The following is a 14,860-nucleotide window of genomic DNA, read 5'->3' on the forward strand; positions in this document are numbered from 1 at the left end:
CTATAGCGATGACCCTAGAGATGATTTTATCTACGGATTAACACCGCATACTTTACAATGTGGTTGTTTAGGTAAACGCATTTGCCTAAACTCCATGGTCATCGCATCAATCATTAACAACTTCCCCGTTAATGGCTCGCCGATAGCCGTGATGACTTTGATTGCTTCTGTTGCTTGAATGCAGCCAATCATGCCGACCACAGGCGCAAGAATACCTGCCTCAACACACGTTAATTGTTGTTCACCAAATAAAGCACTAAAGCATTGATAGCAAGGGCTGTCTTGTTGGTAGTCAAATACTGTAACAGTGCCTTCCATTCTAATAGCCGCGGCCGACACTAAAGGCACTTGGTGCTCAAAACAGCTTTTATTAAGCTGTTCACGCACTAACATATTGTCTGTGCAATCCAGAATTAAGCTATGTTGACTCACCAACACGTTTATCTCATCATCATCTAATAGCGCATTAATAGTCTTGATATTAATCAATGGATTTAGCTGCATCAGTGTTTGTTTAGCCGATTCAACTTTTGCTTGACCAATATTAGCGTCATAGTGCAATACTTGGCGCTGCAAATTAGACAGCTCTACGGTATCAAAATCAACTAAGGTGATTTCACCAACCCCAGCCACAGCAAGGTATTGACTTGCTGCACAGCCTAGACCACCAGCACCAATAATTAATACTTTGGCAAGCTTGAGCTTTTCTTGGCCATCGATATCGATAGCCTTAATAGAGATCTGCCGGCTATAGCGCAGCATTTCATTATCAGTGAGTATCTCTTGATCAAGTGAATCCATACTATTCCTAACACAACACGTTATTAAAAGGCTCTACGGTGACTTGTGCGCCTGTTGGCGTGTCGCCTTGGAATTGATCTAATATCACAAAACAATTAGCTAAACTCATTGATGTGAGCATGCCTGAGCCCTGGCCGCCAGTAATCGCTACTTCAAGTTCGCCCAATTCATTTCGACTGAGTATGCCGCGTTGATATTCGACTCTACCAGGGTATTTACGTATATCGGTCAGTAACTTTGCTTGGCAAAATAACGGTTTAACAGGCTTAAGTCCCTGCATTTTATGTAAAATGGGCAACACGAGTTTATAAAACGTTACCATCGAAGAAACGGGATTACCGGGCAAACCGCAAAAAATAGCGTTATCTATTTTACCAAATGCGAATGGCTTGCCTGGTTTAATAGCGAGCTTCCAAAAGGTAATCTGGCCTTCTTCAGACAAAATTTGTTTAGTAAAGTCAGCTTCACCCACTGAGACTCCGCCAGATGTTAATACCATATCAGCCTTGCTGGCTGCTTCTTTAAATGCACCACGAATGGCTTCTTTATTGTCGGCTATTACGCCTAAATCAACCCAGTCAACATGGCTTTTACTGAGTAAGCCTTGGATTGAATAACGGTTAGAATCATAAATTTGTCCGGGAGCCAGTTCACTTCCTACAGGGCGTAACTCATCACCAGTGGAAAAGAAGGCGACTTTTAGTTTACGTGTCACTCTAACTTGGCTAATACCGATAGTGGCGAGTACGCCCATTTCAGCTGCGCGGATAGTGATGCCTTTGTGCAATACTTTGGCACCTGCAAGCAGCTCTTCACCGCGACGGCGGACATTAGCGCCTAATCGATGTGGGTGCTCGATGGTAATTTGATTATCGTCGGCTTGGACTTTTTCTTGCATTTGCACGGTATCAAAACCCACAGGTACAGGGGCGCCGGTCATAATACGAATACAGCTATTGGGTGATACTTGGCCATCGAAAGGGTGGCCTGCAAAAGAACTACCCACGAGGGTAAGGGTTGTTTTATCCTGTGATGCGGCTAAATCGGTAAAACGAAATGCATAACCGTCCATTGCCGAGTTATCAAATGGGGGTAAATCAATACTCGATGCTAGATCTTCCGCTAGCACTCTATCGATAGCCTGGGTTAATGTGACGAGCTCGGTATCTTGGGTTGCTTCAACTTGAGCTAAAAGTTGCTCAATTGCTTGATCGGGATGAAGCAATGTTGGTTGAGCGCAAGGGTCTTGATTACTGGACATCAGAACTTCCTTAATGAATCGCTAAAATACTATCAACTGTATCTTGGCTGAAATAGGTCTTTGCTTTTAATGGTGCTTAGTATGCCATGATGGCACAAGAGTTTTATGATCACACTTAAGGTTTTATATTTTATGTCGAAAAATAACCCCAATACCGATTGGTACTTATACATTATTCGCTGTGCAAACTCGCATTTATACACCGGTATCACCACGGATATTGCTCGTCGTTTTGGCGAGCATCAAGCCAGTGGTCCTAAAGCGGCTAAATATTTAAGAGGGAAAGGCCCGTTAACCCTAGTTTATCAAGAATCATTAGCTGATCGAAGTGAAGCGTCAAAACGCGAAATTGCTGTTAAAAAATATACTCGCCAGCAAAAATTATTATTGATTGAACAGTATGAGTTAACCCGTCCACGGTAACGATAAGTTACCTATATTTATAAGTTTTTCATATCAAAATTTTGGTTTACAGTTTTTTTACGACTAGACTGAAATGATGGAATCTCAATGGTTAATCCACAATGGTCAAGTCGTTAATGAGTGTTGCGCTGATCATGTGTTGCACTGCATTTCCTTCAGCGGTACAACAAGTACGCATTCAACCAGCTCAATCTTCAGAAAATACCACTTACCAATATTATTACGACTTGTTATAGCTGCTATTAACCCAAACCGCTGACGATTATGGCTCGGCGGATATTGTTGTTAGCAATGACCATCCACGCTTAGCGCAACGCATTACTCAAGGTTTAGAGGCATTCATTGCGACAGGTCAGCTACATGAGTTTATTGAGCAGTATGAAACAACTCGAGATATGTTCCCACTGAGTCGATATTGCCACAGTCGAATTTTTGACTTAACTAATTCACCGTTAGCGCCACAAACACCTTTTCAAAATCAAGATTTATGGATTGATTTACCTTATCCCACAAAAAACGCCGCAGCACTTATGGAGTGATACGGCGTTATTTAATCTCATTGTCTATATAGCGTTGAAGCTTATTTAGACGCCCGCAACACCGGATACTTCATGTATTCATTGTCATAATATGGGCTGCGTTGGTAAAACCAGCGTAATCTTGCTTGGCTATCTTTAGCAAAATCAGGATCTTTAAGCGCTTGATCAAACTCAGCTTGTAGAGCTGGGTTGTCGAGTAACATTTTTGCTGCTAAAGGCTCCACGGCATAGTCTTCAATGTATTCAGTGCGGGTAAAAATGGTATTGAACATTCCCCAATAAAACAATGAATCCTCAGCCTGAGGTTCAAGTAATAGCATTGCTAAGTCACCCAAAGGTTGGTCGGTTGGAATACGCATGCTACCCGCTGGCAGGAGGGTATTTATTTTGTGAATAGTCGTTGTTGCCGTTACCGTTTGATGACCTTCATAATCAGCACTTGAGAATAGTGGGTCGCTGAATTGATATTGCTGCGCGGTTATCGACGTTGGCTTATTCAGTTGTGTCATTCTAATGCCATGCAAAGATAAACGCTCAATAACGTTTGTCCATTGTGGCGGAATATAATAAGCCACAGGCCGAGTTACCGTGATATCTGCTTTTGTGTTAGCCACAATCGGTAAGTTTTCATATAACTTAGGCTCTCCAGTCCAGCGGACAACTTTGTCACCACTGATTGGGCTTTGCTCAACACGGTAATCAATCCCTTTAAAGTCTTTTCCTTCAGCTAAGGTTTCATTTTGCCAGTTGATGGTTAACTTACTTGGGTTACGATATTTGTCTTCATTAATCGCAGACTTTAGCTTGGTGCTATTTTTTGCCACCGTTTTAAGAGTTTGTTCAAGTGTAACGTAGGTACCAAGAACGCGTTGCTTATAAGGTTTAAGGCTATGGTTCTCTATTAGAATAGTCGGTAAATGACGAGCATCACCGTAACCATTGGAAAAACGTGGGCTAGGGTTCCACAATGACAAGCCTTTAGTCATGTCTGTATTATCGTTAGCAAATACCAACTGGCCCGGAATGTGGCCTTGCTCTGTTAATGCATGTTCAACCGCGGGGCGGTAAATAGACTCTAACCATGTAAAAATACTTGGGCTATAGCCTTGTGCAACGTTGTAGCCAAAGGTGACATCGTATTGGTAGTCAATACCATCGGTCACATGGATATCAATGTATAAGTCTGGCTGCCATATATTAATCGCTTGAATGAGGTGCTGCATTTCTAGAGTGTCAGCTTTAGCATAATCACGGTTTAAATTAAGATTGTTAGCAGTAGTGCGCCAGCCCATATTAACCGGCCCGCGTTGATTTACTCGATTGAATTTGCTGCTACGCTCGTGGGCATCGACACTGAAAATAGGAATAAATAGTAAATTAACGTTTTCAAGCAAATCGCGTTTGTTACGATGACTGATATCTCGCAGCAGCATCATACCTGCATCTTTACCGTCAATTTCACCAGAATGAATACCTGCTTGCACTAATACCGTTGCTTTACCGTTGTCACTTAATGCTTGTGCCGTTGATACCCCATCTTGTGACGCGATAATCATCCATATATCTCGCCCTTGGGGGCTTTTACCAATGCTGACTTTTTGCAAAACGTCAGTGCTGTCGACGAGTTTGTCTAACCATTCCATGGTGTCGTGATAGTTCGGGCTTGAAACATAACCTTGTTGCTCAAAAGGGGTTGCCCATGGTTGATCTGCACTTAACAGTAAGCTTTCACTGGCGCCTGACCAAGGATGAATTGGCGGTAGTATACTGTCGTTTTCGAGATGCGTTATTTGCTCTGCCGTTACTTGAGGAGCAGACACAGCATTGTTAGCATGAGTGAAAGTGGAACAGATGAGTAACGGACTAACCATTAAGCTAGCAAGCAAAAAGCGGCGCATGAATATCCCTGTGAATGGTGATGGTGTCGAAATACGGTAATAGCATCATAACACTGCCTATCAACAGTTTCAGTTGCTTTTACCCTTATAAATGAACTGGAACAGTGCCGATAAAAAATCCCAACCGAAGTTGGGATTTTTAAATTACATCGCATTAAATAAAGCGTTGCGAATAATGGGTAGCTTGTTTACACGTTAGGGCCAGCATTTTTGATGGCTTCAGACACTTTATATTTTGCAAAGTTATCACTGAACTCTTGTGCTAGTTGTTGTGCATATTTGTCATACTCAGCTTTATCTGCCCAAGTGTTGACTGGGTTTAACAAAGCAGTATCAACACCCGATACACTAACAGGCACGTTTAAATTCAGTTTATCGATATAAACGGTTTCAACATCTTTTAGCTCACCACTGACAATAGCATCCACAATGGCGCGAGTTGTCGGGATATCAAAACGTTTACCTACACCATGTGGACCACCGGTCCAGCCAGTGTTAACAAGGTAAACTTGGCTGCCAAACGACTCAATACGTTTCATGAGTAGTTCAGCATACACTCCTGCTGGACGTGGGAAGAATGGTGCACCAAAACACGTCGAGAAAGTTGACTGAATTGCAGACGTTGAGCCCATTTCTGTCGAGCCAACTTTCGCGGTGTAACCCGATAAGAAATGATATGCAGCTTGTTCTTTGCTTAATATCGACACAGGCGGTAATACACCTGATACATCGCAGGTTAAAAACACTACTGCATGAGGTTCTGCACCACGGTTATCTTCTTTACGTTGAGCGATATGCTCTAAAGGATAAGCGGCACGGCTGTTTTCAGTCAGGCTAGTATCTTTATAATCAGGTACTCGATGTTCATCAAGCACCACATTTTCGAGTACGGTACCGAAACGAATCGCATCCCAAATCACAGGTTCATTTTTTTGGCTAAGGTCGATACATTTTGCATAGCAACCACCTTCGATATTAAATACGCCACCAGGTGCCCAGCCGTGCTCATCATCACCGATCAGGAAACGTTTTGGATCAGCTGAAAGAGTGGTTTTACCGGTACCCGATAAGCCGAAGAATAATGTGGTATCACTATCGTGGCCGACGTTGGCCGAACAATGCATGGGTAACACACCTTTAGCGGGTAATAAGAAGTTTTGCACCGAGAACATCGACTTCTTCATTTCACCTGCATATTTCAACCCTACAAGCAGTACTTTTCGCTCGGCAAAGTTCAGAATAACAGCGGCTTCAGAGTTTGTACCATCACGTTCAGGTTCGCAGACAAAACCTGGCGCATTGATGATTTGCCAGGTGTCTTTATTACCACGATTAAAGGTTTCTGGAGCGATAAATAAATTACGAGCAAACAATTGATGCCACGCGAACTCAGTGGTTACACGTACAGGAATGTAATGTTCATCATCAGCGCCAACTTCGAGTTCTGACGTAAACAGTTCTTTGTCTGCAAGGTAGGCTTCTACCCGGCCCCATAACGCATCAAATTTGCCAGCATCAAACGGACGGTTTACTTTGCCCCATTCAATATCGGCTTCAGTGTTTGCCTCTTTGACGATAAACCGGTCATTAGGTGAACGACCCGTTCTTTCCCCTGTCTTGGCCACTAAGGCACCATTTGCGGTCAGCTGACCTTCTCCACGAAGAAGCGCGATTTCTACTAACTGTGCTGTCGTAGGGTTGAGGTGAACGCGGTTAGATACATCCGCCATAGTGTTGATCTCCATGTCTTTTAGGTCGTGTTTCGCAGTGAAAAGCTATTGGGGGTTAGGTATTCAAACTTAGCTTGTTATTATTTTTGCGCGATGGCTATAAGCTAGTGTAGGGATTGTAACGTAAGTTAATGCCGCGGTAACGAACAGTTTGGTAATTTTTTTGAAAGTTTTTGGCGTTTGATGTTTTCTTTAGACGGTTAAGGCATAAAAAAAGCGCATTGCGCGCTTTTTCTGTAAGTGGTTACGTTGTGGGTAACGACATTGATTACTGCTGTGACTGGCTGCTATGACTACCAGAATATAACGCTGCAATATCTATCGCATCAAAAGAGTACTTTGCTGTGCAATACTCACAATCCATCTCGATTTTCCCTTCCTCAGCTAGAATCTCTTCAACTTCAGTTTGGGGTAACGTTTTGATTGCTGCAGCACTGCGATCACGAGAACAGCTACATTTAAACGTAACATCAACAGGATCAAATAAGCGTACTTCTTCTTGATGATACAAGCGATGTAATACCTGTTCAGCATCAAGAGTGAATAACTCTTCTGCTTTAATGGTCGAGGTCAATGCTGAGAGATGTTCAAAGTCGTCAGTATTACCCGATTTTGCTGGTAATACTTGCAACAACATTCCTGCCGCTTGTTTGCCGTTAGCAAATAACTGTATTTGGGTAGGTAGCTGCTCTGATTGATTAAAATACTCTTCTAAGCAAGCTGCTAGATTGACATGGTCTAATGATACAATACCTTGATAACGTTCACCTTCATCAGGCGTTAACGTAATGACCATGTAACCTTTACCGAACATTTGTTGCAAGCTTGCATTGGCAGCAATATCACCGTTCCAACGTGCTACACCGCGTAATACTTGCTTATTGTTACCATTAATTACCGCTAAAGAAACCGGGCCATCGCCTTGTAACTGCACGCTAATGTCACCGCTAAACTTGATCGTTGCCGTGAGTAATGATGTTGCGGCCATTAACTCGCCGATTAGGGCTTGTAAGGCAACCGGATAGATATGTGCAGAAAGCACTTCTTGGTAACTGCTTTCTAATTGGACTATCTCGCCTCGCACATCGGCATTATCAAAAATGTAGCGATGTAAAATATCGTTGTTCATTTGCATTCTCTTACTTTTTGGGCGCCTAGTAATCTTTTAAGCGCATAATCTGTCGTCGTTGTTTTTTATCCGGTTTATGGTCTGGTGCCGGATTGTTCAAAATATTTAGCCGTCGGGCTTCAGCGTTTATAATCCGTTTGCTAATACTCTCTGGTGTTTCTTCGTATAGGGTTTGCGCTACATTAGCACTTTGTCTATGGCCAGATAATTGAAGGACAATAATCTCTTTATCATCATTACCTTGGCGAAGGCGGATTTTTGCACCCGCTTCAGCATTCTTACTGGATTTAGTCCGTTGACCGTTGTAATGTACTTTACCGCCATTGATCATGTCTTTTGCGATAGCGCGGGTTTTATAAAAACGTGCCGCCCATAACCATTTGTCGAGCCGAATAAAGCTTTTGTCGGGCTGATTTTGAGTCACATGACCTCCAAAACAGGGATGATTTCACAGACTGAGTAACCTAACTGCCATACAATGTGTGTATTATCGTAATAGAGGGCAATATTATGGCTCTTTTTATGGGCGCAAAGTTAGCATATTTGATGGAGATTCGCCAATCGATATGCTCTGGGGTTGTTGCTTTATCCTGTGTGGGTTAGCATGACGGCTACACATATATTTTCGCATTTTATTAACAATTAGAACAGAGACCTGTACCAAGTCGTATAGAGGGTCCAATAACATATGGATTTATTAGATAAACTGATCACCAACGCTGCAAAAATACCACATAAGCTATTGAGTATAATTGTATTTTGGCTTGGACTGGTCATCGTGTTGCTACTCGCTGCACAGATCACATGGAAGTTGATGCCAATATCGTCGCAATCTGCGGTGTGGCAACCATCCCCCATCTCAGCAGGCACTGCAAAGCGTATTGAGCTTGCCGGTGTACGTAACCTATTGCTTTTTGGTCGCTTAGACAACAATAGCAATAAACCCAAAGCTGAAGTCGTAGAGCAAATCACCGATGCGCCTAAAACAAACTTGTCTATTCAATTGACGGGAGTTGTTGCATCCACCGAGGAAGCTCAAGGTTTAGCGGTTATTGAATCAAGTGGGCAACAAGAAACTTATGGTTTAGGCGATAAAATCAAAGGGACTTCTGCTTCTTTAAAAGAGGTTTATGCTGACCGGATTATTATCAGTAATGGTGGTCGTTACGAAACCTTAATGCTTGATGGTCTTCAATACACCACACAAGGTGCAGCAAACTCACAGCTACAACAAGCCAAGGTCGATCAACAGGTAACCCGAGTTGATCGTCGTGATAATCAACGTTTTTCTGAAGATTTGTCTAATTCTCGTGATGAGTTGTTAGCAGACCCAAGTAAAATTACAGACTTTTTAGCTATTTCACCGGTACGTAATGGCGATGAATTAGCGGGTTACCGTTTAAATCCTGGTAAAGATGTCGCGTTGTTTAAGCAAGCGGGTTTTCAGGCTAATGATTTAGCAAAATCAATAAATGGATTTGATCTGACCGATATGGGTCAGGCATTAGAAGTGATGGCACAACTGCCTGAGCTCACCGAAATGGCTGTCATGGTTGAGCGTGAAGGGCAGTTGGTCGAAATCATGTTTAGTTTGCCAGAATAATTTGGCGTTAGAGGATTGAGTAGAATGAATAATAAAGGGATCCGACATAACATTATTGCTGGAATGCTTATGGGCGCTGCAATGATAGCGGCACCGAGTGCTTGGTCGGAACAATATGCCGCCAATTTTAAAGGCACTGACATTCAAGAATTTATTAATATTGTCGGTAAAAACCTCAATAAAACCATTATTGTAGATCCAACAGTACGTGGCAAAATTAATGTCCGTAGTTACGATTTACTCAATGATGATCAATATTACCAATTCTTCCTTAACGTACTTCAAGTGTATGGTTATGCAGTGGTTGAAATGGAAAATCACGTCATTAAAGTCATTAAAGACAAAGACGCCAAAATGGCTTCTATTCGTGTCGCCGATGACAAAGCACCTGGTGTTGGTGACGAAATGGTCACCCGAATTGTTCCTTTATACAATTCTGAAGCGAAACAACTTGCTCCATTACTTCGCCAGTTAAATGATAATGCTGGTGGCGGTAACGTTGTTAACTATGACCAATCAAACGTGTTAATGATTTCTGGTCGTGCAGCGGTAGTGAACAAATTGGTAGAGATTGTCCGCCGAGTTGATAAGCAAGGCGACACCGACGTACAAGTCGTGGCCTTAGATTATGCCTCTGCAGGAGAAATTGTTCGCATAGTCGATACCTTATATCGCTCAAGTGCTAACCAATCACAGCTGCCTGGCCAAGCACCTAAAGTGGTGGCTGATGAACGCATGAATGCGGTTATTGTCAGTGGCGATGAAAAAAGCCGTCAACGTGTAATCGAACTCATTAAACGCCTCGATGCTGAACAGGCGAGTACGGGTAACACCAAAGTACGTTATTTACGTTACGCCAAAGCAGAAGACTTAGTTGAAGTATTAACTGGGTTTGCACAAAACTTACAAGATAATAAAGAGGGTGCCAGTACTCAGCAAGGCAACTCAAGTAAGCGTCGTAGTGATATCAATATTATGGCCCACAGCGACACTAACTCACTGGTCATTAGTGCTGAACCAGATCAACTGCGTACCATTGAAAGCGTCATTAATCAGCTTGATATTCGCCGTGCTCAAGTGCTCGTTGAAGCCATTATTGTTGAAATCGCTGAAGGCGATAATGTTGGTTTTGGAGTGCAATGGGGCAGCGAAGCGGGTGGCTTAACGCAGTTTAACAACATTGGCCCAACCATTGGTGAAGTCGGTGCCGGTGTGTGGTCTGCACGCGAAACTGATGGCACTACAGTAACAGTAGGCAATTCAGATGGCGGCTCTACTACCACTACCAATCCAACCTCTGATGGGGATTACACTTTAATCGCGCAAGCATTAGGTAAAGTGAATGGTATGGCGTGGGGCGTGACCACAGGTAACTTTGCGGCGTTAATCCAAGCTGTGTCGAGTGATACAAATTCAAACGTACTCGCAACACCGTCTATTACCACACTAGATAACCAAGAAGCGTCGTTTATTGTTGGTGATGAAGTGCCGATTATTACCGGTTCAACTTCAAGCTCTAACAATGATAATCCATTCCAAACGGTAGAACGTAAGGAAGTCGGAGTTAAGCTAAAAGTGGTACCGCAAATTAACGAAGGTTCGTCAGTTAAATTAACTATCGAACAAGAAGTGTCGGGTGTTAATGGTAACACTGGTGTCGACATCAGTTTCTCTACTCGTCGTTTAACGACCACGGTTATGGCAGATTCTGGCCAAATTGTAGTGCTGGGTGGATTAATTAACGAAGAAGTACAAGAAAGTATTCAAAAAGTCCCAATTCTTGGCGATATTCCTTTTATAGGTCATTTATTCAAGTCTTCTTCTAGTAAGAAAACGAAAAAGAATTTAATGATTTTCATTAAGCCCACCATTATTCGTGACGGTATGACAATGGAAGGGATTGCCGGTCGTAAATATAATTATTTCAGAGCATTACAGCTGGAACAACAAGCTCGTGGTATTAATTTAATGCCAAATACTCAAGTCCCGGTTCTTGAAGAATGGGATCAAGAGGCTTACTTGCCAGATGACGTGAATGACATGCTTGATCGCTATAAAAGCGGCAAAGGGCTGAGCACCGATATACGTGATTCAGATCCAGCCTTGCGCACTATCGATGAAAACATGCAAAAGGACAAGGCTCAAAACAATGACTGATAGCGTGATGACAGAACCATTAGCCCAAGTATCTAGTGAAGTTGCCATGGAAGTTGTTGAAGGTGATGAGGTTTTTCATTCGACGAGTAAAGAGCGCTTGCCGTTTGCCTTCTCGCACCGCTTTCAATTGGTGTTAGCGAAAGAAAACGAGCAGCTTTGTCTCTTCTACACTGATAACACACCGCTTAGTGCCATGTTAGAAGTACGACGCTACTCGGGTGTTGAGTTACCGTTAATTAAGCTAGAAGTGGCAAAGTTTGAAGCTAAACTGACGCAAGCATATCAAGCTAATTCTTCAGAAGCCCAACAGCTTATGGAAGATATTGGTAACGAAATGGACTTGTTTACCCTAGCTGAAGAACTGCCACAAACGGAAGACTTGCTTGAAGGCGATGATGACGCGCCGATTATTAAGTTAATTAATGCGCTGTTATCGGAAGCGATTAAAGAAGAAGCCTCAGATATTCACGTCGAAACCTACGAGAAACAATTAATTGTTCGTTTCCGTATTGATGGCGTGTTGAAAGAAGTATTAAAGCCAAATCGTAAATTATCGTCTTTATTGGTGTCGCGTATTAAAGTGATGGCACGTTTGGACATCGCCGAAAAACGCCTACCACAAGATGGGCGTATTTCGTTACGTATTGCGGGTCGTGCTGTCGATGTGCGGGTATCAACTATGCCATCAAGTCATGGTGAGCGTGTGGTAATGCGTTTATTAGATAAAAATACCGGCAACTTAGACTTACAACAACTGGGTATGACACCTGGCATTCGTGAAAAATTCGATGAATTAATTCGTAAGCCACACGGCATTATTCTTGTAACAGGGCCGACAGGTTCTGGTAAAAGTACTACCTTGTATGCCGGGTTAACGGAAATCAATTCTAAAGATACCAATATTTTAACCGTTGAAGATCCTATTGAATATGAGTTAGAAGGCGTTGGTCAAACTCAGGTAAACACTAAGGTCGACATGACTTTTGCGCGTGGATTACGCGCAATTTTACGTCAAGATCCAGATGTGGTGATGATTGGTGAAATTCGTGATTTGGAAACGGCGCAAATTGCAGTGCAAGCATCATTAACCGGTCACTTAGTGATTTCAACCTTACATACCAATACCGCATCAGGGGCAATAACCCGCTTGCAAGACATGGGCGTAGAACCCTTTTTAGTGTCATCAAGTTTGCTTGGCGTGCTTGCACAACGCTTAATTCGGACATTATGCCCACAGTGTAAAGAAGCACATGAGCCTGATGAGCGTGAACGCGAGTTGCTGGGTATTACCGCAAACGACACACGTATTATTTATCGCGCTAAAGGTTGTAAGGCCTGTGGTCAAAATGGTTATCGTGGTCGAACAGGTATTCATGAGTTACTTACCGTTGATGACAATGTCCGTGAGTTAATTCATGGAGGCAGGGGCGAATTAGCCATTGAAAAATATGTACGTAAATCGATTCCAAGTATTCGTCATGACGGCATGAGTAAAGTACTCACAGGTGTGACAACGCTAGAAGAAGTATTGCGCGTTACGCGCGAGGAGTAATCAATGGCGGCGTTTGAATACAAAGCCCTTGATAGTAAAGGCAAGCAACAAAAAGGTGTGATAGAAGCTGATACTGCGCGTCATGCAAGAAGCCAGCTGCGTGAGCAGCGCCTTATGCCGCTAGAACTTCAGCCTGTCAGTGAGAAAGAAGCCCGTTCACAGCGTGGCGGTTTTAATTTAGCCTCCCTATTTAAAAAGCGTATTTCTGTTGCCGAATTGGCATTGATCACGCGCCAAATAGCGACATTAGTGGCCGCAGGCTTACCCATTGAAGAAGCGTTAAAAGCGGTGGGGCAACAGTCTGAGAAAGATCGCTTAGGTAGCATGATTATGGCGGTGCGTTCTCGGGTGGTTGAAGGTTACAGCTTAGCTGACTCAATGGCCGAATTTCCGCATGTGTTTGATGACTTATACCGCGCAATGGTAGCCTCGGGTGAGAAATCAGGCCATTTAGAAGTGGTACTTAATCGACTTGCCGATTATACCGAGCGTCGTCAGCAACTCAAATCCAAGCTTACTCAAGCAATGATTTACCCTATTGTATTAACCGTGGTCGCTATTGGTGTTATTGCGGTGTTATTGGCAGCTGTGGTGCCAAAGGTTGTTGGGCAGTTTGAACACATGGGCCAAGAATTACCCGGTACAACTCAGTTCTTGATTCTCGCCTCTGATTTTGTACAACATTGGGGGGTTGTGGTCGTACTGCTTATCTTTGCTGCTATGGTGATGTTTCAGCGACTGCTGACTAATCCGATTATGCGGATGAAATATGACACAGCCCTTTTGAAAATGCCCGTTATTGGCAAAGTAAGTAAAGGGCTGAATACCGCCCGATTTGCGCGAACATTAAGTATTTTGTCAGCCAGCTCGGTACCATTACTTGATGGGATGCGTATTGCCAGCGAAGTTTTGCAAAATGTTAAGGTGCGTGCTGCTGTTGATGAGGCTACGGCGCGAGTCCGTGAGGGAACTAGTTTAGGCACGGCGTTGACTAATACTAAGCTATTCCCGGCAATGATGTTGTATATGATTGCATCGGGTGAAAAAAGTGGCCAGCTAGAAAACATGCTAGAACGCGCAGCAGACAACCAAGACCGAGAGTTTGAGTCGAACGTAAATATTGCATTAGGAGTATTTGAACCAATGCTAGTCGTGAGTATGGCATCGGTTGTATTATTTATTGTAATGGCCATTTTACAGCCTATTTTAGAGTTAAATAACTTGATCAGCGGTTAGGTTTGAAGTTATGGATTTTTGTAGGGTAAGCGTAAACCAAGATTTATAGCTGATTTTACGCATGAATATATAGACAATTTTTAGAGGAAGTAATTAATGCAACATAATAATAAACAACGTGGTTTCACCTTACTCGAAGTAATGGTGGTGATTGTTATTTTAGGTATTTTAGCGTCAATGGTTGTGCCCAATTTGATGGGTAACAAGGACAAAGCCGATCAACAAAAAGCGGTATCAGATATTGTGGCGTTAGAAAATGCATTGGATATGTATAAGTTAGATAACAGTATTTATCCAACCACAGAACAAGGTCTTGATGCGTTGGTGCAAAAGCCTAACTCGTCACCAGAGCCGCGTAATTTCCGTGAAGGTGGGTATGTTAAGCGTTTACCACAAGATCCATGGCGCAGTGACTATTTACTATTAAGCCCTGGTGAAAATGGCAAAATTGACATCTTCAGTGCAGGACCAGATGGACAACCAGGTTCTGAAGACGATATCGGAAGCTGGAATTTACAAGATTTCCAATAA

Annotated in this window: 12 protein-coding genes and 1 pseudogene; 7 read left to right on the forward strand and 6 right to left on the reverse strand. The window is 42.9% G+C overall.

All coding sequences use genetic code 11. The features are described from left to right. Positions 1-30: 30 nt before the first annotated feature. Positions 31-801: a molybdopterin-synthase adenylyltransferase MoeB gene (gene moeB / locus AAEY94_RS17530; RefSeq protein ID WP_350979374.1), complete on the reverse strand. Its 771-nt coding sequence runs from the start codon at positions 799-801 to the stop codon at positions 31-33. Between the two features lie 7 nt (positions 802-808). Then, entirely contained in the window at positions 809-2,062 is a 1,254-nt protein-coding gene (gene moeA, locus AAEY94_RS17535) for a molybdopterin molybdotransferase MoeA (protein WP_350979376.1), read from the reverse strand. Positions 2,063-2,221: 159 nt separating this feature from the next. On the opposite strand from moeA, the pseudogene AAEY94_RS17540 reads away from it, so the two are divergent. Next, positions 2,222-2,485 (forward strand): annotated as a pseudogene (locus tag AAEY94_RS17540) (GIY-YIG nuclease family protein); the annotation flags it as partial. A gap of 101 nt (positions 2,486-2,586) precedes the next feature. Next, positions 2,587-2,721, forward strand: coding sequence for a hypothetical protein (locus AAEY94_RS17545; protein WP_259395433.1), 135 nt, complete (start codon positions 2,587-2,589; stop codon positions 2,719-2,721). Positions 2,722-3,065: 344 nt separating this feature from the next. Here the strand turns inward: AAEY94_RS17545 and AAEY94_RS17550 are convergent, their stop codons facing one another. The 4 genes from AAEY94_RS17550 to hslR form a co-directional block, all read right to left on the reverse strand. Further along, a complete protein-coding gene (locus AAEY94_RS17550; protein WP_350979380.1) occupies positions 3,066-4,922 on the reverse strand; it encodes a M14 family metallopeptidase in 1,857 nt (618 codons plus the stop codon). A gap of 188 nt (positions 4,923-5,110) precedes the next feature. Continuing rightward, positions 5,111-6,667: a phosphoenolpyruvate carboxykinase gene (locus AAEY94_RS17555; protein WP_350979382.1), complete on the reverse strand. Its 1,557-nt coding sequence runs from the start codon at positions 6,665-6,667 to the stop codon at positions 5,111-5,113. A gap of 253 nt (positions 6,668-6,920) precedes the next feature. Next, complete coding sequence (gene hslO / locus AAEY94_RS17560; protein ID WP_162022010.1) at positions 6,921-7,781, reverse strand: Hsp33 family molecular chaperone HslO; 861 nt, start codon at positions 7,779-7,781, stop codon at positions 6,921-6,923. Between the two features lie 25 nt (positions 7,782-7,806). Continuing rightward, entirely contained in the window at positions 7,807-8,205 is a 399-nt protein-coding gene (gene hslR, locus AAEY94_RS17565) for a ribosome-associated heat shock protein Hsp15 (protein ID WP_162022011.1), read from the reverse strand. A gap of 264 nt (positions 8,206-8,469) precedes the next feature. Here hslR and gspC point away from each other — a divergent pair, with 264 nt between their 5' ends. The 5 genes from gspC to gspG all read left to right on the forward strand — a co-directional run bounded on the left by gspC (position 8,470) and on the right by gspG (position 14,860). After that, positions 8,470-9,384 (forward strand): type II secretion system protein GspC, encoded by a 915-nt coding sequence (gene gspC / locus AAEY94_RS17570; RefSeq protein ID WP_350979385.1) that lies wholly within the window; start codon positions 8,470-8,472, stop codon positions 9,382-9,384. Between the two features lie 24 nt (positions 9,385-9,408). Beyond that, positions 9,409-11,541 (forward strand): type II secretion system secretin GspD, encoded by a 2,133-nt coding sequence (gspD, locus tag AAEY94_RS17575; RefSeq protein ID WP_101087411.1) that lies wholly within the window; start codon positions 9,409-9,411, stop codon positions 11,539-11,541. 7 nt (positions 11,542-11,548) lie between these two features. Continuing rightward, entirely contained in the window at positions 11,549-13,093 is a 1,545-nt protein-coding gene (gene gspE, locus AAEY94_RS17580) for a type II secretion system ATPase GspE (protein WP_409085815.1), read from the forward strand. A gap of 3 nt (positions 13,094-13,096) precedes the next feature. Then, positions 13,097-14,329: a type II secretion system inner membrane protein GspF gene (gene gspF, locus AAEY94_RS17585; protein WP_101087409.1), complete on the forward strand. Its 1,233-nt coding sequence runs from the start codon at positions 13,097-13,099 to the stop codon at positions 14,327-14,329. Between the two features lie 96 nt (positions 14,330-14,425). Next, positions 14,426-14,860 carry a type II secretion system major pseudopilin GspG gene (gene gspG, locus AAEY94_RS17590; RefSeq protein ID WP_059745209.1) on the forward strand — a complete coding sequence of 145 codons (435 nt, stop codon included), beginning with the start codon at positions 14,426-14,428 and terminating at the stop codon, positions 14,858-14,860.

It is taken from the genome of Shewanella sp. AC34-MNA-CIBAN-0136 (assembly GCF_040309945.1).
In the GTDB taxonomy this organism is placed as follows: Bacteria; Pseudomonadota; Gammaproteobacteria; order Enterobacterales; family Shewanellaceae; genus Shewanella.